Annotated in this window: 17 protein-coding genes; 11 read left to right on the forward strand and 6 right to left on the reverse strand. The window is 72.5% G+C overall.

The window, feature by feature from the left end:
- Positions 1-158: 158 nt before the first annotated feature.
- From D6B71_RS20035 to narI (D6B71_RS20050), 4 genes are all read left to right on the forward strand, one after another.
- Positions 159-3,881, forward strand: a complete 3,723-nt coding sequence (locus tag D6B71_RS20035) for a nitrate reductase subunit alpha (protein WP_240641591.1) — start codon at positions 159-161, stop codon at positions 3,879-3,881.
- Between the two features lie 73 nt (positions 3,882-3,954).
- Complete coding sequence (narH, locus tag D6B71_RS20040; RefSeq protein WP_121258394.1) at positions 3,955-5,595, forward strand: nitrate reductase subunit beta; 1,641 nt, start codon at positions 3,955-3,957, stop codon at positions 5,593-5,595.
- The gene (gene narJ, locus D6B71_RS20045) at positions 5,592-6,320 is read left to right on the forward strand and encodes a nitrate reductase molybdenum cofactor assembly chaperone (protein ID WP_206051868.1); all 729 of its coding nucleotides are present in this window, start codon (positions 5,592-5,594) and stop codon (positions 6,318-6,320) included. Before narH (D6B71_RS20040) ends, narJ (D6B71_RS20045) begins: the two co-directional genes overlap by 4 nt.
- Positions 6,321-6,323: 3 nt before the next feature.
- Entirely contained in the window at positions 6,324-7,055 is a 732-nt protein-coding gene (narI, locus tag D6B71_RS20050) for a respiratory nitrate reductase subunit gamma (RefSeq protein ID WP_121258396.1), read from the forward strand.
- Between the two features lie 41 nt (positions 7,056-7,096).
- On the opposite strand, the gene D6B71_RS20055 is transcribed toward narI (D6B71_RS20050), so the two are convergent.
- The 3 genes from D6B71_RS20055 to D6B71_RS20065 form a co-directional block, all read right to left on the reverse strand.
- Positions 7,097-7,504, reverse strand: coding sequence for an HIT family protein (locus D6B71_RS20055; protein WP_240641592.1), 408 nt, complete (start codon positions 7,502-7,504; stop codon positions 7,097-7,099).
- The gene (locus D6B71_RS20060) at positions 7,501-7,920 is read right to left on the reverse strand and encodes an SRPBCC family protein (protein ID WP_121258398.1); all 420 of its coding nucleotides are present in this window, start codon (positions 7,918-7,920) and stop codon (positions 7,501-7,503) included. Before D6B71_RS20060 ends, D6B71_RS20055 begins: the two co-directional genes overlap by 4 nt.
- Before the next feature lie 185 nt (positions 7,921-8,105).
- A complete protein-coding gene (locus D6B71_RS20065) occupies positions 8,106-8,438 on the reverse strand; it encodes a DUF2249 domain-containing protein (RefSeq protein ID WP_121258400.1) in 333 nt (110 codons plus the stop codon).
- A gap of 144 nt (positions 8,439-8,582) precedes the next feature.
- On the opposite strand from D6B71_RS20065, the gene D6B71_RS20070 reads away from it, so the two are divergent.
- The 7 genes from D6B71_RS20070 (at position 8,583) to D6B71_RS20100 (ending at position 17,629) form a co-directional block, all read left to right on the forward strand.
- On the forward strand, positions 8,583-9,278 hold the full coding sequence (locus D6B71_RS20070; protein ID WP_240641593.1) for a helix-turn-helix transcriptional regulator: 696 nt from the start codon (positions 8,583-8,585) through the stop codon (positions 9,276-9,278).
- Positions 9,275-10,447, forward strand: coding sequence for a hypothetical protein (locus tag D6B71_RS20075; RefSeq protein WP_206051869.1), 1,173 nt, complete (start codon positions 9,275-9,277; stop codon positions 10,445-10,447). The genes D6B71_RS20070 and D6B71_RS20075 overlap by 4 nt, the downstream gene beginning before the upstream one ends.
- Positions 10,444-13,185 (forward strand): multicopper oxidase domain-containing protein, encoded by a 2,742-nt coding sequence (locus tag D6B71_RS23865; RefSeq protein WP_121258404.1) that lies wholly within the window; start codon positions 10,444-10,446, stop codon positions 13,183-13,185. The genes D6B71_RS20075 and D6B71_RS23865 overlap by 4 nt, the downstream gene beginning before the upstream one ends.
- Positions 13,186-13,237: 52 nt before the next feature.
- On the forward strand, positions 13,238-13,960 hold the full coding sequence (ric, locus tag D6B71_RS20085; RefSeq protein ID WP_121258406.1) for an iron-sulfur cluster repair di-iron protein: 723 nt from the start codon (positions 13,238-13,240) through the stop codon (positions 13,958-13,960).
- 224 nt (positions 13,961-14,184) lie between these two features.
- On the forward strand, positions 14,185-15,612 hold the full coding sequence (locus D6B71_RS20090; protein WP_240641594.1) for an MFS transporter: 1,428 nt from the start codon (positions 14,185-14,187) through the stop codon (positions 15,610-15,612).
- Positions 15,609-17,021: an MFS transporter gene (locus D6B71_RS20095; RefSeq protein WP_121258410.1), complete on the forward strand. Its 1,413-nt coding sequence runs from the start codon at positions 15,609-15,611 to the stop codon at positions 17,019-17,021. Before D6B71_RS20090 ends, D6B71_RS20095 begins: the two co-directional genes overlap by 4 nt.
- Before the next feature lie 140 nt (positions 17,022-17,161).
- Positions 17,162-17,629, forward strand: coding sequence for a hemerythrin domain-containing protein (locus tag D6B71_RS20100; RefSeq protein WP_121258412.1), 468 nt, complete (start codon positions 17,162-17,164; stop codon positions 17,627-17,629).
- Between the two features lie 15 nt (positions 17,630-17,644).
- Here D6B71_RS20100 and narI (D6B71_RS20105) read toward each other — a convergent pair whose 3' ends face one another.
- From narI (D6B71_RS20105) to narH (D6B71_RS20115), 3 genes are read right to left on the reverse strand one after another with little or no spacing between them, the layout of a single operon-like run.
- A complete protein-coding gene (gene narI, locus D6B71_RS20105) occupies positions 17,645-18,376 on the reverse strand; it encodes a respiratory nitrate reductase subunit gamma (RefSeq protein WP_121258413.1) in 732 nt (243 codons plus the stop codon).
- Position 18,377: 1 nt separating this feature from the next.
- Entirely contained in the window at positions 18,378-19,139 is a 762-nt protein-coding gene (gene narJ / locus D6B71_RS20110; protein ID WP_121258415.1) for a nitrate reductase molybdenum cofactor assembly chaperone, read from the reverse strand.
- Entirely contained in the window at positions 19,139-20,899 is a 1,761-nt protein-coding gene (narH, locus tag D6B71_RS20115; protein ID WP_121258417.1) for a nitrate reductase subunit beta, read from the reverse strand. Before narH (D6B71_RS20115) ends, narJ (D6B71_RS20110) begins: the two co-directional genes overlap by 1 nt.
- Positions 20,900-20,936: the final 37 nt, after the last annotated feature.

The raw sequence follows: 20,936 nt of genomic DNA on the forward strand, positions 1-20,936 counted from the left end.
GGGACTTTGGTCCCGACGCAGCGGTGACGCTCGCCCCCTGCCGCACCGGTGGTGGGGGCGAGAGAGTTGCGGGCACCGGGGTCGGGCCCCTTCGCGGGAGCCGGCCCCGGTTTTGTCGTGCCCTCACCCCCATCTCCCCCAGCGCCAGGAGCGTCCGCGTGCCCGCAGATCCCCGCCGGAAGGGTGGCCGCCGCGGCGGCCCCTCGAACGACCGTGTCCCGGGAGCGGGCCCGCTGCTGGCAGCGCGCCGGTTCCTGACCCACGAGACCGTGGGGGCCGACGGCCGCACCCTGCACCAGGTGGATCCGAGCGCGTGGGACTCCTTCTATCGCGACCGGTGGAGCTACGACAAGGTCGTCCGCTCCACGCACGGCGTCAACTGCACCGGCTCCTGCTCGTGGAACGTGTTCGTCAAGGACGACCTGATCACCTGGGAGCACCAGGCGACCGACTATCCGACGACCGGCCCCGACAGCCCCGACTACGAGCCCCGCGGCTGCCCGCGCGGTGCCTCGTTCTCGTGGTACGAGTACTCCCCGTCCCGGGTCCGCCACCCCTACGTGCGCGGCTCGCTGATCACGATGTACCGCGCGTCGCTGGCCCGCCTCGGCGACCCGGTCCTGGCCTGGGCCGACGTGGTCGAGACCCCGCACAAGGCGAAGGCCTACAAGTCCCAGCGCGGGCGCGGCGGCTTCGTCCGCGCCGGCTGGGACGAGGTGATCACGATGGTCGCCGCCGCCCACGTGCACACCACCAAGACCTACGGCCCCGACCGCGTGGTCGGCTTCTCCCCGATCCCGGCGATGTCGATGGCCTCGTTCGCGGCCGGCACCCGCTACCACGCGCTGCTGGGCGGCACCCTGCTCAGCTTCTACGACTGGTACGCCGACCTGCCGATCGCGAGCCCGCAGGTGTGGGGCGACCAGACCGACGTGCCCGAGGCCGGGGACTGGTGGAACTCCACCTACCTGGTGATGTGGGGCTCCAACATCCCGGTCACCCGCACCCCCGACGCCCACTTCCTCGCCGAGGCGCGCTACCGCGGCACCAAGGTGGTCGCGGTCAGCCCCGACTACGCCGACAACGTGAAGTTCGCCGACGACTGGCTGGCCCCGCACCCCGGCACCGACGGCGCGCTGGCGATGGCGATGGGCCACGTGGTGCTCCAGGAGTTCTTCGTCGACCGGCAGGTGCCCTACTTCACCGACTACGTGCGGCGCTTCACCGACCTGCCGTTCCTGGTGACGCTGCGCGAGCGCGACGGCGGCTACGCGGCCGAGGGGTTCCTCACCGCGGCCGACCTGGGCCAGCAGACCGAGCACGCCGGGCACAAGACCGTGCTGCTCGACGACGCCACGGGTGAGCCGGTGGTGCCGCACGGCACGCTCGGCCACCGCTGGGACGGCGAGGACGGCAGCTGGAACCTGGACCTCGAGGGCGTCGTGCCGGCGCTCGGCCTCGGCGACCACGCCACCGGCGCGGTCGAGATCGACCTGGCCCGCTTCGACGAGGGCGAGACCGAGGGTGGCGCGACCGTGCGGCGCGGCGTCCCGGTGCGCGAGGTCGGCGGACGGCTGGTGACCACGGTCTTCGACCTGGTGATGGCGACCTACGGCGTGCGGCACCGCGAGGACCTGCCCGGCGCCTGGCCGACCGGGTACGACGACGCCGAGTCGCCGAACACCCCCGCGTGGGCCGAGCGGCTCACCGGCGTCCCCGCGACGCTGGCGGCCAAGATCGGACGCGAGTTCGCCCGCAACGCCGAGCGCAGCAAGGGCCGCTCGATGATCGCGATGGGTGCGGGCGCCAACCAGTGGTTCCACTCCGACATGACCTACCGGGCGTTCATCTCGCTGGTCACGCTGACCGGCTGCCAGGGCGTCAACGGCGGCGGCTGGGCGCACTACGTGGGCCAGGAGAAGGCCCGCCCGATCACCGGGCAGCAGCACATGTCGTTCGCGTTCGACTGGCAGCGGCCGATGCGCCACCAGGCGAGCACCCCGTTCTGGTACCTGCACACCGACCAGTGGCGCTACGAGCGGGTGCCGGCCGACGAGCTGGCCTCGCCGCTGGGCAGCGGGCTGCTGGACGGCATGACGTTCGCCGACACGGTCGCCGCGGCCCAGCGGATGGGCTGGTCGCCGGGGCACCCGTTCTTCGACCGCAACCCGCTCGACCTGGCCGACCAGGCCGCCGCGGAGGGCCTGAGCACCACCGAGTACGTCGTGCGCGAGCTGAAGGCGGGCAACCTGCGGCCGGTCGCCGACGACCCCGACAACCGGCGCAACCACCCGCGCTGCCTGACCCTGTGGCGGGCGAACCTGCTGGGGTCCAGCGGCAAGGGCAACGAGTACTTCATGCGCCACCTGCTGGGCATCGACTCGCTGGCCACCGCCGAGGAGTGCGGCCCCGACGAGCGCCCGCGCGACGTGGTGTGGCGTGACGAGGCGCCCACCGGCAAGCTCGACCTGCTGACCGCGATCGACTTCCGGATGACCAACACCGGCCTGCACTCCGACGTGGTGCTGCCGGCGGCCACCTGGTACGAGAAGCACGACATCTCGACCACGGACATGCACCCGTTCGTGCACGCGTTCAGCCCGGCGGTGAGCCCGCCCGGCGACGTGCACACCGACTACGACGCGTTCCTGGCGCTGGCCGACAAGGTCAGCGAGCTGGCCGTCGGCCACCTCGACACCCGGCGCGACGTGCTGGCCGCGCCGCTGCAGCACGACACCCCCGACGAGCTCGCGACGCCCGGCGGGCGGGTGCGCGACTGGCGCACCGGTGAGGTGGAGCCGATCCCGGGCGTGACGATGCCGAAGCTGGTCGAGGTCGAGCGCGACTACACGCTGATCGGCGCGAAGATGCGCGCGGTCGGCCCGCTGCTCGACAAGGTCGGCACCACCACCAAGGGCATCACCGTCGACGTCACCGAGGAGATCGCCTACCTCAAGCACCAGAACGGCGTGATCGCCGACGGTCCGTTCGCGGGCCGCCCGTCGCTGGCCACCGCGGACCGGATGGCCGAGGCGATCCTGGCGCTGTCGGGCACCACGAACGGCCGGGTCGCCGAGGCGGGGTTCCGCCACCTCGAGCAGCAGACCGGCCAGCCGTTCGTCGACTTCGTCGCCGGCCACGAGCGCGACCACGTCACCTACGCCGACACCCAGCGCGCCCCGCAGCCGGTGTTCACCAGCCCCGAGTGGTCGGGCTCGGAGAAGGACGGCCGCCGCTACAGCCCGTTCACGATCAACGTCGAGCGCGACAAGCCGTGGCACACCCTCACCGGCCGCCAGCACTTCTTCGTCGAGCACGACTGGGTCGCCGAGCTCGGCGAGCAGCTCCCGGCGTACCGGCCGCCGCTGAACATGGCGCGGCACTTCGGCAAGCCCGGCGAGGTCGCCGACGGCGGCGTGACCGTGCGGTTCCTGACCCCGCACGCGAAGTGGTCGATCCACTCGATGTACCACGACAACGAGCTGATGCTGGCGCTCTCGCGCGGCGGCCCGGTGATCTGGATGAGCGTCGAGGACGCGCGCAAGATCGGCGTCGCCGACAACGACTGGGTCGAGGCCTACAACCGCAACGGCACCGTGGTCGCCCGCGCGGTGGTCAGCCACCGGATGCCGGAGGGGACGGTGTTCCAGTACCACTCCCCCGAGCGCACCGTGAACGTGCCGAAGACCGAGGAGAAGGGCCAGGGCAAGGGCCGCCGCGGCGGCTACCACAACTCGATGACCCGGCTGCTGGTCAAGCCGACCCACCTGGCCGGCGGTCACGCCCAGCTGACCTACGCCTTCAACTACTACGGCCCGATCGGGAGCCAGCGCGACGAGATCACCGTCATCCGCCGCCGCGCGCAGGAGGTCAGCTACTGATGTGCGCCCTGCTGCACCCCCGGCTCCACCACCCCCACCCGCTCACCCCCCAGAACGCGAAGGTCGCCCACTGATGAAGCTCCGCGCCCAGGTCGCCATGGTGATGAACCTGGACAAGTGCATCGGCTGCCACACCTGCTCGGTCACGTGCAAGCAGACGTGGACCAACCGCGAGGGCACCGAGTACGTCTGGTTCAACAACGTCGAGACCAAGCCGGGCATCGGCTACCCCAAGCACTACGAGGACCAGGAGCGCTGGCACGGCGGCTGGAAGCTCGACGGCAAGGGCCGGCTGGTGCTGCGCTCGGGCGGGCGGGCCAAGCGGCTGACCCGGATCTTCGCCAACCCCGACCTGCCGTCGCTGGCCGACTACTACGAGCCGGCCACGTTCGACAAGGACATCCTGGTCAACGCGCCCGAGGGCCTCCTCGACACCCCGGTGAAGCAGCCGCGCTCGGCGCTGACCGGTGAGCCGATGGCGATCGAGTGGGGCGCGAACTGGGAGGACGGCCTCGGCGGCGCGCACGAGCGCGCCGACACCGACCCCAACATCGTCGCGATGGAGAAGGCCACCAGCGAGAAGGTCCGCTTCGAGTTCGAGAAGACCTTCATGTTCCACCTGCCGCGGATCTGCGAGCACTGCCTCAACCCCGCGTGCGTCTCGGCCTGCCCCTCGGGCGCGATGTACAAGCGCGAGGAGGACGGCATCGTCCTGGTCGACCAGGACAAGTGCCGCGGATGGCGGATGTGCGTCTCCGCGTGCCCCTACAAGAAGGTCTACGTCAACCACGCCACCGGCAAGGCCGAGAAGTGCACGTTCTGCTTCCCGCGGATCGAGGCCGGTCAGCCGACGATCTGCTCGGAGACCTGCGTGGGCCGGCTGCGCTACCTGGGCATCGTCTTCTACGACGAGGACGCCGTGCTGGCTGCCGCGTCCGTCGAGGACGAGCACGACCTGCTCGACGCCCAGCGCGCGGTCTTCCTCGACCCGCACGACCCGGCGGTGCAGCAGGCCGCGCGGGAGGCCGGGATGCCGCAGGAGTGGCTCGACGCCGCCGAGGCCTCCCCGGTGTGGCGGCTGATCAGCGACTACAAGATCGCGCTGCCGCTGCACCCGGAGTACCGCACGCTGCCGATGGTCTGGTACGTGCCGCCGCTCTCGCCGGTGCTCGACGCCGTCGGGGCCGCCGGCCGTGACGACGCGGACGCCGACGACGTGTTCCACACGATCCGCGACCTGCGGATCCCGGTGGAGTACCTCGCCGAGCTGTTCACCGCCGGTGACGCCGACGCCGCTGCCGGGGTGCTGATGAAGCTGGCCGCGATGCGCTCCTACATGCGGTCCCGCACGCTCGACGGCACCGTCGCCGAGGACCTGCTGGAGAAGATGGGCATGAGCGCCGACGAGGTCGAGGCGATGTACCGCCTGCTGGCGATCGCGAAGTACGACGAGCGCTACGTCATCCCCACGGCGTACACCAAGGACGCCGCGGCGCTGGAGGCCCAGGCGGCCTCGACGTCGGACTGCTCGCTGGACTGCGAGGGCGGCCCCGGCATGGGCGGCTCCGGCGGCGCCACCACCGCCACGGTCGAGAAGTTCCACCTGGTCGCCGACGACGACGGCGTGCGTCCCGGACGGACGCCGTGGAAGTCGCGGCGCAGCGACGGCCGGCTCGGCCTCTCGCTCGACCCGATGCCCGGCGGCGCGTCGTGAGCGCCCGGGTGCACCCGCGCCAGCGCGAGATCGCCCCGGCCGACCGGGCGCGGCTGTTCGAGGTGGCCTCGCTGCTGCTGACCTACCCCGACGCCGAGCTGCGCGGCGCCGCCGCGGAGCTCGCCGCCGCGGTCGCCGAGATCGGCGACGACGAGGTGCGCGGCCAGCTGACCCGGTTCCTGGTCTGGTTCGCCGCCAGCGAGGGCGCGGACGTCGAGCAGCACTACGTGCGCACCTTCGACCTGCGCCGCCGCTCGGGGCTCTACCTGACCTACTACCTGCACGGCGACACCCGCAAGCGCGGGCTGGCGCTGCTCACGCTCAAGCAGCGCTACCGCGCCCACGGGCTGCGGCTGCGCGACGGCGAGCTGCCCGACCTGCTCCCGGTGGTGCTGGAGTTCGCCGCGGTGGCCGGCCCCGGCGACGGGGAGGCGCCGCTGCGCCAGCACCGGCAGGGGCTCGAGCTGCTCCGGCTGGCGCTGGTCGAGGCCGGCTCGCCCTACCGCGACCTGCTCGACGCGGTCGTGCTCGCGCTGCCGCCGCTCACCGACGCCGACCGGGAGGCCGTGGCCGCCCTGGCCGCCGACGGACCCCCGGTCGAGGCGGTCGGCCTGGCGGCGTACGGCGACGAGCTCGCCGGCGTCGGACTCGGCCCCGCCCCCGCCGGACCCACCGCCGGGTCCCTCGCCCCCTGCTCCGCCCACCCCGCCACCCCGGAGGTCTGACCCGTGAACACCCTGGCCTTCGTGGTCGTGCCCTACCTGTGCCTGGCCGTCTTCGTCGTCGGCCACGTGTGGCGCTGGCGCCACGACCAGATGGGGTGGACCACCCACACCAGCCAGCTGCTGGAGGGCCGGCTGCTGCGGCTGGCCTCGCCGCTGTTCCACCTCGGCGCGCTGGGCGTGGTCGGCGGCCACGTGATCGGGCTGCTGATCCCGGCCTCGTGGACCCACGCGGTCGGGATCTCCGAGCACGCCTACCACGTGGTGGCGGTCGGCGGCGGCACGGTGAGCGGGCTGATGCTGGCGGCCGGGTTCGTGCTGCTGGTGATCCGCCGGCGGATGACGCCGAAGGTGTTCCGGGCGACCACCCGCACCGACAAGCTGCTCTATGCCGCGATGGGCTGGATGATCCTGCTCGGCATGACCGCGACCGTCGGGGTGAACATCTTCGGCGAGGGATACGACTACCGCGAGGAGCTCGCGGTGTGGTTCCGCCAGATCTTCTGGCTGCAGCCCGAGTCGCACCTGATGGCCGACGCGCCGCTGGTCTACCAGGCGCACGCGGTCAGCGGGTTCCTCTTCATGGCGCTGTGGCCGTTCACCCGACTGGTGCACGTGTGGTCGGCGCCGCTTGCCTACCTGTGGCGCCCCTACGTCGTCTACCGCGGCCGCCCGGGCAACGCCCCCACCGCCTCCCGCACGCCCTCCGATGTCCGAGACTCCGCCCTCCCCCGCTGAATCACGGACGCCGAGCCGGCGCTGGTGCAGGCCCTCGGCCCCTACCGGTCGGAGCCGGAAGTCTCGTGCGGCCGGGCGTTGTCGCGGTGCTTGAACCACCAGCGCAGACCCCGCCCGGCGTACGGCTCGTCGGCGTAGCGCGGCAGCAGGTGGAGGTGGGCGTGCGGGACCGACTGGCCGCCGGTGGGCAGCACGTTCCAGCCGACGTTCCAGCCGGCGGGGCCGTGCTCGACCGCGATCCGCTGCTGCTGCCGGGCCAGCAGCAGCCGGGTGTCGCGCCACTCCTCCTCGGTGAGGTCCCACGGCGCGACCCGGTGCGCGAACGGCAGCAGCATCACCGACCCCTGCGGCCCGTCCAGGCTCGGCATCGCGAAGCAGCCGCCCTCCCGGTCGATGACCGGCAACGCGTCGATGGCGCAGAACGGGCAGTCGGACGTCGCTGCGCTCAACCGGTGCCCTCCTCCAGGGCGCGCCGCCCCACCTCGCGCACCAGCCGCCGGGTGACCAACGCGTGCAGACCGGTCCGGACGACCAGCCAGCGATAGACCCTTCCGTGGACGCCTGGGAACTCCGCGTGGCTGACCGCCCGCAGCTCGGTGCCGCCCGGGGAGTCCGCGAGCAGCCAGGTCAGGCGGTAGCGGGAGAAGCGGTGCCGCCCGGAGAGCTCCAGGCGCTCCCCGGGATCGACGATCGTCGGCGCGAATCCTGCCGGCGGGTGGGTGCCCAGCACCCGGGCGACCGGACCGCCCACCCGCAGCCGTTGCGCGGCGTACGTCTCCAGTGCCGCCCACACCCGTTCACGCGGCGCGTCGACGAGCAGGTGGTGCTCGTCGAGGTACGGCGGCGGATCCGGGGCGGGTCTCACGAACCCATCATGCCTGGCCGCGCGGAGGGCGGACGCTGCACAAGCGCCGACTCGGCGAGCCACTCTAGACGTGAGAGGAGGCCGGACCAGGTGCGGATGGGCACCGGCCCGGCCTCCTCCCGTCCCCGGCTCAGGGATCAAGCACCCAATCGTTCAGGCGCTCAGGCGCTCAGGCGTTCAGGCGTTCAGGCGCCGGTGCGCAGGAAGGCGAGCTTCCAGGCCGGCCCGCGCTCGACGTACTCGACGGTGAACCGGCCCGGGGTGCGCTGCTCCACCTGGGCGAGCAGCGGGATCGGGTCGTGCGGGGCGACCAGCACCATGCCCCCGCCGGGCTGGATCGAGTCGAGGGCGCCGAAGATGCTGGCGTGCCGCAGCGCCGGCGGCACCACGGTCGCGTCGAACTCCGGCAGCGTGGCGGCGCCGGCGTTGCCACCGCAGCCGCAGTCACCGCCCCCGCCACAGCCGCCCTGCTTCGGGGCCTCGGTGAGGCCGAGGTCCTGGTGCTGGTCGGTGCTCATGCTTCCTCCTGTCGCGGCTGCGCCGCGGATCGCTTCGGTCTGCTCGCGGACCCCGGCGCTGTTCGCCGGGGGTTCTCCGCGATGTCTGCGGGATCACGCGCCGTCGAGATGACAGCGCGCCGCTATTTTGCCACACTTAACTCCGTGGTTAATACAGCCCTCGGCCCCCGGCCGGCGCGCAGCGCCTCCGGCCGGGCCATGTCGCCCAGCCGCGCGGCGCTGCTCGAGACCCTGCAGGCCCAGCCCGACCCGACCAGCCTGCAGGCGCTGGTCACCATGACCGGGCTGCACGCGAACACGGTGCGCGAGCACCTCGACGCGCTGATCCGCCGCGGCCTCGTCACCCGCGAGCAGGCGCCCCCCTCCGGACGCGGGCGACCCGGCTGGCTCTACCGGGCCACCCACCGCGGCGGCGAGCCGGAGCGACCCGAGTACGCCGGGCTGGCCGCCACCCTCGCCGCGGTCGTCACCCGCACCAGCCCCGACCCGGCCCGCGACGCCCGCGCCGCCGGGGCCGACTGGGGCCGCCGGCTCGCCCAGGACGCCGGCGCCCCCGACGCGCCCGGACCCGAGGCCGCCCGCCGGCAGGTCGGCCGCATCTTCGAGCAGATGGGCTTCGAGCCCGAGAGTGAGGACGACGGAGACGCCACCACGATGCGGCTGACCCGATGCCCCTTGCTGGAGGCCGCCCACCAGAACCGCGAGGTGGTCTGCTCGGTGCACCTCGGCATCGCCGAGGGCGCGATGGAGGTCTACGGCGAGGACGGCTCGGGCAGCGAGCTGGTGCCGTTCGCCGAGCCCGGCGCCTGCCTGCTGCACCTGCGCCCGGCCCCGCGATGAGCACCTTCGAGGTCCAGCGAGCCGCGGACCCCCAGACCGGCGGCCCCACCGCCGCGCCGCCGGCCGAGACCCGGGCCGGGGGGCGCCCGGGCCTCGGCCGGGTGGCCTTCCTGCTCCCCGCCGGGCTCTCGCTCCTGGCCGGCCTGGACGCCGCGCTGCTGCTGCTCGACCTGCCGGCCCCGGTCACCTCCGAGCGGCTGCCGCTGGTGCACGGCGTGCTGCTCGTGCTCGGCTTCGTCGGCACCCTGATCGCCCTCGAGCGCGCGGTGGCGCTGCGCCGTCCCGCGGGCTTCGCAGCGCCCGCGCTGCTCGGCCTCGGCGGGCTGCTGCTGCTCTCCCCCGCCCCGCTCTGGGTGGGCCGCACCGCCCTGGTGCTCGGCGCCGCCGCGCTGGTCGGCGTCTACGTGCCGCTGTGGCGTCGCCAGGCCGACGAGTCGGTGCTGGTCCAGGCCCTCGGCGCGGTGCTGGCCACCGGCGGGGCGCTCCTGTGGCTCGGCGGCGCCGCGGTACCCGCGCTGCTCCCCTGGCTGGTCGGCTTCCTGGTGCTGACCATCGGCGGCGAGCGGCTCGAGCTGGCCCGCCTCGCGATGGGCCCCACCGCCGGGCCGACCCTGGTCGGGCTCGCCGCCGCGCTCTGCGCCGGCGTGGTCGCCTCCCTGCTGTGGCCCGAGCCCGGCACCGTGCTGCTCGGCGCCGCCCTGCTCGCGTTCGGCGGCTGGCTGGCCGTCCACGACGTGGCCCGCCGGACCGTCCGCAGCCACGGGCTCCCTCGCTACATGGCCGCCTGCATGCTCGCCGGCTACTCCTGGCTCGGCGTCGCCGGGGCGGTCTGGCTGACCGGCGGCCCCGCGGCCGCCGGTGTGGCCTACGACGCCGTCGTGCACGCGGTGATGCTCGGCTTCACGATCTCGATGGTGATGGCCCACGCACCCGTGATCCTGCCCGCGGTGCTGCGCCGCCCGCTGCCCTACCACCCGCTGCTGTGGCTGCCGGTGGTGCTGCTGCACGGCTCGCTGGTGCTGCGGGTGTGGGTCGGTGACGCCCTCGGCGTCGACGCCGCCTGGCGCACCGGCAGCGTGCTGAACATCGCCAGCGTCCTGCTCTTCGCCGGCCTCGTGGTCTGGCGCACCAGCGGCTCGAGCCGCCGACCCACGAAGGAACCCCGATGAGCATCTCCTCCGCGCCCGTCCCGCGCCGCCGCGGCTTCTCGCCGTGGCGCGACCTGCCGGTGCTGGGCTGGCTGCTGGCCGTGGTGCTCTCGACGCTGGTGCACCCGTGGGTGCCCGAGCCGCGTTGGCTGATGCTGCACCTGCTGCTGCTCGGCGCGGTCACGCACGCGATCGTCGTGTGGAGCCAGTACTTCACCGACGCCCTGCTGCACACCCGCGTGGAGGAGCCCGCGCTGCGCGCCCGCTCCCGCCGGCTCGCCCTCCTGACCCTCGGCACGGTCGCGGTCGTCGTCGGCACCCAGGTCGTCGCCTGGCCGCTGACCGTGGCCGGCGCCACCGCGGTGACCGCGGCGGTCACCTGGCACGCGCTCGCGCTGGCCGCACAGCTGCGCCACGCGCTGCCGGCCCGGTTCGGCGCCGTGGTCCGCTACTACGTCACGGCGGCGCTGCTGCTGCCGGTCGGGGCGGTGCTCGGCGTGCTCCTCGCCCGCGGGCTGGCCGACCCCTGGCACGCCCGGGTGCTGCTGGCGCACACGGTGGTCAACCTGCTCGGCTGGGTGGGGCTGACCGTCGCCGGCACCCTGCTCACGCTGTGGCCCACGATGCTGCGCACCCGCCTCGGCGAGGGCAGCGACACGGCGATCCGGCGTGGCCTGCCGGTGCTCGCGGCCGGCGTGCTGGTCGCCGCGGGCGGGGCCCTCGCCGGGCTGCGGCCGGCGCTCGCCGCCGGCCTGATCCTGTACGCCGGGGGGCTGGCCGTGGTGGCCGTCCCGCTGGCGCGCGCCACGCGGCGTACTCCCCCGTCGTCGTTCCCTGCCTGGTCGGTGGGGGCGGGTCTCGTCTGGTGGGCGGTGCTGGTGCCGGTGTGGGCCGGCGGCGTGCTGCTGGCCGGTGACTGGGGCCAGGCGCTCGACCACTTCCGTGGGCTGGCGCCCTTCCTGGCCGCCGGGTTCGCCGCCCAGGTGCTGCTCGGGGCGCTGTCGCACCTGGTGCCGTCCGCGCTGGGTGGCGGCCCGAGCGCGGTGCGCGCCGCGACGGCGGTGACCTCGCGAGGCGGGGCCGCGCGGGTGGTCGCCACCAACGCGGGACTGGTGCTGTGCGCGCTGCCGGTGCCGAGCCTGGTGCGGGTGCTCTGCTCGCTGGTCGTGCTGGTCGCGATGGCGGCCACGCTGCCGCTGCTGGTCGCCGCGATCCGGACCTCGCGACGGGTGCGCACCGAGGTCGCCGCCGCGGTCGCCGAGGGCACCGCGGCCACCCGCCCCACGGTGCCGCTGCCGGCGGTGCAGCGCGGCCGCGTGCTGGGTGCCGCCGCGGCCGGCCTGGCCGCGGTGGTGCTCGCGGTCGCGGCCGGTGCCGCGCTCGACCCGGCCGCCGTGACCACGATGGCGGCCCCCGCCTCGGCCGCCGGCGACGCCGCAGCGACCGGGGAGACCACGACGGTGGAGGTGGTCGCCGAGGGCATGCGATTCACCCCCGACGTGATCGACGTGCCGGCCGGCAACCGACTGGTCGTCGAGATCACCAACGCCGGCGACGACGTGCACGACCTGGTCTTCGAGACCGGCGCCGACAGCGGCCACCTGGCCCCGGGCGACCGGGCCACGATCGACGTGGGCGTCGTGGGGCGCGACCTCGACGGATGGTGCTCGGTCGTCGGCCACCGGCAGATGGGGATGACCCTCGAGGTGCGGGTGGTCTCGGCAGGCTCGACCACCGCCGACGGCTCGACCACCGCCGAGGGCTCGACCACCGGCGACGGCTCCACCACCGCCGACGGCTCGACCTCCTCCACCGATGGCGCGCACGATCACGGCGGCACCGACGGCCACGCCCACCACGCGGGAACGGGCGAGCCCGCCTCCCTCGACCCGATGGCCGAGCCCGGGGCCGGGTTCGCGGCCCCCGACGCCGTGCTGCCGCCGCTCGGCGACGAGCGGGTGCGACGGGTGACGATGACGGTCTCCGAGACCGAGGTCGAGGTCGCCCCCGGCGTCACCCAGACGCTGTGGACCTACAACGGCAGCGCGCCCGGCCCGACCCTGCACGGCCGGGTCGGCGACCGGTTCGTCGTGACGCTGGTCAACGACGGCAGCATCGGCCACTCCATCGACTTCCACGCCGGCGCGCTGGCCCCGGACCGGCCGATGCGCACGATCCAGCCCGGCGAGTCGCTCACCTACCGGTTCACCGCGACCCGGGCCGGCATCTGGATGTACCACTGCTCGACGATGCCGATGTCCACCCACATCGCCAACGGCATGTTCGGCGCCGTGGTGATCGAGCCCGCGGGCCTTCCGGCCGTCGACCGGAGCTATCTGCTGGTGCAGTCGGAGATGTACTACGGCCCGCAGAGCGGCCCGGTCGACGCCGACAAGCTGGCCGCCGAGAGCCCCGACGCGGTGGTGTTCAACGGCTACGCGTTCGGCTACGACCACGACCCGCTGCCGGCCCGCGTCGGCGAACGGGTGCGGGTCTGGGTGCTCGACGCGGGCCCCAACCGGCCCACGTCCTTCCACGTGGTGGGCGGCCAGTTCGACACCACCTGGGCCGAGGGCGACTACCTGCTGCGCGACGGCGGCGCCACCGGCGACGGCGGCGCCCAGAGCCTGGGCCTGCAGGCGGCGCAGGGTGGGTTCGTGGAGCTCGCGTTCCCCGAGGCCGGCCACTACCCGTTCGTCTCCCACGTCATGGTCGACGCCGAGCGCGGCGCCCACGGCACCTTCGCGGTCACCCGGTGACCCCCCGACCTCCCGTGCGGACGACCGCACACCCCCACCGACAGGAGCTCCGATGAGCATCGACGCCACCACCAGCCTCGCCGACCTGGTCATCGCCGACGGCCGCCGGGCCGCGGTCCTGGAGCGGCTCGGCCTCGACTACTGCTGCCACGGCCAGCGCTCCCTGGAGCAGGCCGCCACCGAGGCGCGGCTCGACGTCGACGACGTACGCCGTGCGCTCGACCTCCCGGAGCCTCCGGCGCAGGCCCCCGCTGCGGCGCCGACCGGGTCCCGGCAGCAGGCCGAGCTGGCCCACGACATCGTCGACACCCACCACGCCTACATGTGGGAGGAGATGCCGAGGCTGGCCGAGCTGGTCGCGAAGGTGCACCGGGTGCACGGTGACCGCCACCCCGAGCTGGCCCGGGTGCACGAGCTCTTCGACGAGGCGGTGGCGGCGCTGGCGCCGCACATGACCACCGAGGAGCGCTCGGTCTTCCCGGCCATCAGCCGGCTCGAGAAGACCTGCGCCCCGGGCCCCGACGGGCGGCTGGCCGAGCAGATCGACCAGCTCGTCGAGGAGCACGCCGCGGTCGGCGACCTGTTCGGCCGGCTGGCCACCGCCACCGGCGGCTACGCCGCGCCGCCGGACGCGTGCGGCTCCTACCGGGCGATGCTCGAGGGGCTGCAGACCATGGAGCGCGACCTGCACGAGCACATCCACAAGGAGAACAACATCCTCTTCCCCGCGGCGATCGCGCTCCAGGACGCGCTCGCCGGCCGCACGGAGGTGTGAGCGGACGGCCTCGTCGACCGGGGCGCCGTCCGCCGGGGCCCGGGACCTCCGACCCTGCGGAACGGCCGGTGTGACCTCGCTGACGTGCAGAGATGGTGACCGCGGCCAGGCTCAGCCGGGACCAAGGTCCCTGCCGAGCGTGCATGGACCGCCCTGAGGATGGTCACCATGCTCCGGAGGGGAGCACTCTCGGATCCACACCCTGCTCACCGGAGGCCATCACCGTGACCAAGCCTGCCCACACCGCCCACGCGGTGTCGGAGACACCGGTCGAACACCAAGGCGGAGCAGGGGCGGCCCGGGTGCTCACGCTCTCGACGATCGCGTTCACCTTGATGTTCGCGGCCTGGATGATGTTCGGCGTCCTCGGCGTCCCGATCCGCGACGAGCTCGGGCTCAGCGACGTCGAGCTCGCCTGGATCACCGCCGTGGCGATCCTCAACGGCTCGCTGTGGCGGCTGCCGGCCGGCATCCTCGCCGACCGGTTCGGCGGGCGGATCGTCTTCACCGTGCTGCTGCTGGCGACCGCGGCGTTCTCGTTCCTGGTGGCCCAGGTCGAGAGCTACGGCATGATGCTCGTGGCGGCGTTCCTGGTCGGCTTCGCCGGCAACTCGTTCACCGCGGGCATCAGCTGGAACTCGTCGTGGTTCCCCCGCGAACGGCAGGGCTTCGCCCTCGGCGTCTTCGGGGCCGGCAACGTCGGTGCGTCCGTCACCAAGTTCCTCGGCCCGCTGCTGATCACGGCCACCGCAGGCACGACGTACTTCGGGTTCGTGGAGGGTGGCTGGCGGCTGATCCCGGTCATCTACACGGTGCTGCTGCTCCTGGTGTTGGCCGCGATGTGGGTCGGCACCCCGCGCCACGACCCCCGCCCGGGCGCCGGCCGGCCGATCCGCGAGCAGCTGGTGCCGCTCAAGCAGGTCCGGGTGTGGCGGTTCAGCCTCTACTACGTCGCTGTCTTCGGCGCCTACGTCGCGCTGTCGTCGTGGCTGCCGAAGTACTACGTCGACAACTTCGACGTCTCGCTGTCCACCGCGGCGCTGCTGACCGCGACGTTCATCTTCCCCGCCAGCCTGCTGCGCCCGCTCGGCGGCTGGTTCTCCGACAAGCTCGGCGCCCGTCGGGTGATGTACTGGACGTTCGGCCTGATGCTGGTCGCGTCGGGCCTGCTGATGATGCCCAACGGGCACGTCGTGGTCGAGGTCAGCGAGACCCGCAGCGCCACCGGCAGCGCCGAGGTGCTGCCGTTCTCGATGGGCCTGGTGCCGTTCGTGCTGCTGGTCTTCCTGCTCGGCTGCTCGATGGGCATCGGCAAGGCCGCGGTCTACAAGCACATCCCCGAGTACTTCCCCGGTGAGGTCGGCTCGGTCGGCGGACTGGTGGGCATGCTCGGCGGGCTCGGCGGCTTCTTCCTGCCGCCGCTGTTCGCCTACGCCACCGACTTCACCGGCTTCCCCTCGGCCACCTTCGGCGTGTTGTTCCTGCTCACCCTGGTCTGCGCGCTGTGGATGCACCACACCGTCGTGCACCTGCTGACCAAGGAGTCCCCGCAGCTGCGGCACAAGTTCGAACACGCCCACGACCACGACACCACCACCGTCACACCCGGCCCCGAGGCCGGCAACGAGCCCCTGGAGGCGGCAACCCGATGAGTAGCAGCAGCACGGCACCGAGCGAGGCCGGCCGTTCCGGCAAGGAGTGGTTGACCCACTGGGACCCCGAGAACGAGGAGACCTGGGACAACCGGCTCGCCTGGAAGACCCTGTGGATCACCACGTTCGCGCTGTTCCTGGCGTTCGTCGCCTGGTTCCTGCCGAGCGCCCTGATCCCCAAGCTCAACCCGCTCGGCTACAGCTTCAGCAGCACCCAGCTCTACTGGATGGCGGCGATGCCCGGCCTCTCGGCCGGTCTCTTCCGGCTGCTGTGGATGGTGCTGCCGCCGATCATGGGCACCCGCAAGATGGTCGCCCTCACCTCCCTGCTGCTGGTCTTCTCGACCGTCGGCTGGGGCGTCCGCGTGCAGGAGCCGACCGCCCCCTACTGGGAGCTCATGGTGCTGGCCTTCCTGGCCGGCATCGGCGGCGGCGCGTTCTCCGGCTTCATGCCCAGCACGTCGTACTTCTTCCCCAAGCGCAAGCAGGGCACCGCGCTCGGCCTCCAGGCCGGCCTCGGCAACTTCGGCGTCTCGGCGGTGCAGCTGCTCACGCCGTACCTGATCGGCTTCTCCTGGCTGGCCTTCTTCGGCAGCACCCAGTCGATCTCGATGCCGGGCAAGCCCGCCCAGGACGTGTGGTACCAGAACGCGGCGTTCGTCTGGATCCCGCTGATGGTGCTGGCCGCGATCCTGGCCTGGACGATGCTGAAGTCGGTGCCGATCAAGGCCAACATCAAGCAGCAGTTCGACATCTTCGGCAACCGCGACACCTGGCTGATGACGCTGCTCTACATCATGACCTTCGGCACCTTCTCCGGTCTCGCCGCCCAGTTCGGCCTGCTGATGGCCGACCTCTACGGCATCGGCAACGAGGACATCGTGCGGGGCACGGGCGCGGAGGCGGTCGTGCTGATCGAGGGGTACGCCGTGCCCGACGTGGTCAAGTACGTCTTCCTCGGCCCGCTGGTCGGGGCCGGCGCCCGCGTGGTCTTCGCCCCGCTCACCGACCGGATGGGCGGTGCGATCTGGACCCTGATCTCCGGCATCGGCCTGGTCGTCTCGATCGCGTTCACGATCCCCGCGCTCTCTCCGGACACCACCTCCGCGGCGACCCTGGACAGCGGGTTCAACCAGTTCCTGTGGGGCATGCTCGCGATCTTCCTGTTCACCGGCATCGGCAACGCCTCGACGTTCAAGCAGATGCCGATGATCTTCGAGAAGCGCCAGGCCGGCGGCGTGATCGGCTGGACCGCGGCGATCGCCGCCTTCGGGCCGTTCTTCTTCGGGGTCGGCGTCACCACCCTCGGTCCGACCGTCTTCTACGTCATCGGCATCGTCTGGGCGGTCATGTGCGTGGCGATCACCTGGATGCGCTACGCCCGCCCGGGGGCGCCGAAGAAGTCCTGACCCGCGCGGCGTCCTCCTCCGGGCCGGCCGGTGACCCTCGTGGTCGCCGTCCGGCCCGGACTGCTTCCTGAGGCACACGACACGCTCAGCCGGGACTTTGGTCCCTGCGGTGCACGGCGTACGCCGGTCAGGCTGGTGGCATGTGTGAGCACTGCGGTTGCCGGGGCGTCGAGCCGATCGCCCAGCTGATGGACGAGCACTTCGAGCTGCTGGAGATCAGCGACCGGATCCTCGCGCCGCTGGCCGTGGGCGACCACGCCGCGACGCTCGAGCTGCTCGCGCAGCTGCGGGAGATCCTGGTGCCGCACGGCACCCGCGAGGAGCGGGGCATCTTCGCCGCGCTCCGCGCCCAGGGCGAGTTCGTCGAGGCCGTCGACGAGCTGGAGGGCGAGCACGCCTCGTTCGAGGCGATGCTCGACACGCTCGACCCCGCCTCCCCCACCTTCGTCGCCGACGTGAAACGGCTGCTCGCCGAGCTCGCCGAGCACATCGACCAGGAGAACCTCGGGATCTTCCCGGTCGCGGTGGTCACGCTGACCAACACCGGGTGGGACACCGTCGCCGAGGCGCACGCCTGCGACCACACCCACGCGCACTCCCACGCCTAGCGTCGCTGGTCGCCCCTATTTCCCGACGCGCTCCCAGCCGGCCCGCGGGCTGTGCGACCCGAGCTGCACGTCGTCGCGCGAGCGGTAGACGATGTAGGGGCGGGTGATGTAGCCGACCGGGGCGCTGAACACGTGCACCAGCCGGGTGAACGGCCACAGTGCGAACAGCGCGAACGCGACCAGCGCGTGCAGCTGGAAACCGATCGGGGCGTCGGCCATCAGGTCGGCGTCGGGCTGGAAGGCCAGGAACGAGCGATACCAGACCGACACGCCCTCGCGGTAGTTGTACTCACCGCCGAGAGTGAAGATCGACCCCGCGATGGTGTTCCACATGCCGAGCACGATCACGGCGGCCAGGAAGGCGTACATCACCTTGTCCATCACCGTGGTCGCGGAGAAGACCGGTCCCACCATGCGGCGGCGGTAGATCAGGATCACCATGCCGACCACGGTGAGCACACCGGCCAGCAGACCGCCCCCGACGGCGAGGTAGTGGTAGAGGTGGTCGTCGATGCCGACCGCGTCGGTCCACGACCTCGGCACCAGCAGGCCGATCACGTGACCGCCGACGACCCCGAGCATGCCGAAGTGGAACATCGGCGAGCCGAGCCGCAGCAGCCGGTCCTCGTAGAGCTGGGAGGACCGGGTGGTCCAGCCGAACTTGTCGTAGCGGTAGCGCCAGAAGTGGCCGACGACGAACGCCGCCAGGCACAGGTAGGGCACGACCACCCACAGGAACTGGTCCATCTCAGGCTCCTCGTCCGGACGGGGCAGCGGAAGGCATGGCGGGCAGGCCCAGGTCGACCGGCCCCGACGGAGCCGGAGCCGGGCGGTAGCGCGGGTCGGTGAGCGCGGCGTCGAAGCCGGGCTCGCCGTACGGCGTCAACCCGACCTCCTCGTCGGGTGGCCCCTCGGCGGCCAGCTTGCGCACCATCTCGAGGTCGTCGCCGCCCACCGGGGGCAGGCCGGCGCAGACCGCGGTGACCAGGTCGGCGTACGGCGAGCCGAGGTCGGTGAGCGAGAGCCGGAGCAGCTCCAGGCCGGCGCGGTGGTCGAGCAGCAGCCGGCGGCCCTCCTCGAGGTCGGCGGTGGCCGCGAACTCCAGGACGACGGCGAGGTGGTCGGGCAGCTCGGTGTCGTCGAGCTCGAGCCCGGCGGCGAGGTAGGCCTGCTTGAACCGCAGCAGCGCCATCCCCCGCTTGCGGGTGTCGCCGTGCAGGAAGTAGGTGAGGAACAGCGTGCACCGACGCCGGGTGTCGAAGGTCTCCACGTAGTCGGCCTGGAGCGCCCCCAGCGGCGTGCCGCGCCGGTGCTCCAGGAACCGCGCCAGCGGCTCGGCCACCGACGCCGGCAGCGCCTCGATCGCCTGCGCCACGACGTCCAGCGGCTGGCCCTCGTCGGGGTAGTCGAGCAGCAGCGAGGCCACCTGCCAGGTCGCGCGCACGGTGGCGTCGTCGAGGGCGCCCGCCTTGCGACGGCCGCGCCGCAGCGGGGCCTTCAGCGCGGGCATCAGGCCCCCTTGCCGCGGCCGGAGTCCTCACCCGGCCGGTCGCCCGGCGGGTGCGAGCCCTGGCCTCCGGTGCCGCCGGTCAGCCCGGCGTCGGGCACGTCGGGCTGCGCGTCGGGCTTCGGCGGGAACAGGCCCGACGGCACGCCCTTGCCGTCCCAGTTGAGCAGGTTCACCCGGGTCGACTTGTCCTCGGGCGCGGCGAGCGTGTCGGAGGTCTGCCGGTCGCGCAGCATCTGGAAGTTCTCGACCGCGACCGGCACCGGACGGCCGGAGCCCTCACCGAACGGGCCGGACTCGTACATGCCCGGACCGCCCTCGAAGCTGAGCGAGCACTCGGTGGCGATCTCCTCCAGCGCATGCGCCTGCTCGGCGTGCGCGGAGGGGATCACGTAGCGCTCCTCGTACTTCGCGATCGCCAGCAGCCGGAACATGTCGTACATCGTCTCGCCGTCCATGCCGACCTTCGCCGGGATGGAGTCGTCGGGGTCGCGGCCGAGGTTGATGTCGCGCATGTAGGCGCGCATCGCGGCGAGCCGGCGCAGCACCTTGTTGACCGTCTCGACGTCGCCGGCGGTGAACAGGTTCGCGAGGTACTCGACCGGGATCCGCAGCGCGTCGATCGCGGCGAACAGGTTGCCGTGGTCCTCGGCGTCGTGGCCGGTGTCCTTGATGACGTCGACCACCGGCGAGAGCGGCGGGATGTACCAGACCATCGGCATCGTGCGGTACTCCGGGTGCAGCGGCAGCGCGACCTCGTACTTGTTGATCAACGCCCACACCGGCGACCGCTTCGCGGCCTCCACCCAGTCACCGGGAATGCCGGCGACCTCGGCGGCGCGCTGGACCTCGGGGTCCTCGGGGTCGAGGAAGCACTCCCGCTGTGCCTGGTAGAGCGCCTGCTCGTCCTCGATCGAGGCCTGCTCGAGCACCTTGTCGGCGTCGTAGAGCACCAGCCCGATGTAGCGCAGCCGGCCCACGCAGGTCTCCGAGCAGACCGTCGGGATGCCGACCTCGATCCGCGGGTAGCAGAACGTGCACTTCTCGGCCTTGCCGGTGCGGTGGTTGAAGTAGATCTTCTTGTAGGGGCAGCCCGAGACGCACATCCGCCAGCCGCGGCAGCGGTCCTGGTCGACCAGCACGATGCCGTCCTCGGAGCGCTTGTAGATCGCGCCGCTCGGGCAGGACGCCGCGCAGGAGGGGTTGAGGCAGTGCTCGCAGATGCGCGGCAGGTAGAACATGAAGGTCTCTTCGAACTCCATCTTCACCTTGTCCTCGATGCCCTTGAGCATCACGTCGCGCGACGCGTGCTCCTTGGAGCCTCCGAGGTCGTCGTCCCAGTTGGCCGACCACTCGACGTTCATGTCCTTGCCGGTGATCAGCGACTTGGGGCGGGCCACCGGGAAGTTGTCGGTGGCCGGCGAGTTGGTCAGCGTCTCGTAGTCGTAGGTCCAGGGCTCGTAGTAGTCCTGGATCGAGGGCAGCTTGGGGTTGGAGAAGATCGTGGCGAGCTTCTTCCACCGGCCACCGGCCTTGAGGGTGAGCCGGCCGCGCTTGTTGAGCTCCCAGCCGCCCTTCCACTCCTCCTGGTCCTCGTAGGTGCGGGGGTAGCCGAGCCCCGGCCGGGTCTCGACGTTGTTGAACCAGACGTACTCGGTGCCGGCGCGGTTGGTCCACGCCTGCTTGCAGGTGACCGAGCAGGTGTGGCACCCGATGCACTTGTCGAGGTTCATCACCATGGCCATCTGGGCCATCACGCGCATCAGATACCGCCTTCCTGAGCGAGGGGGGTACGCCGGC

It is taken from the genome of Nocardioides ferulae (assembly GCF_003660455.1).
Lineage (GTDB): Bacteria > Actinomycetota > Actinomycetes > Propionibacteriales > Nocardioidaceae > Nocardioides > Nocardioides ferulae.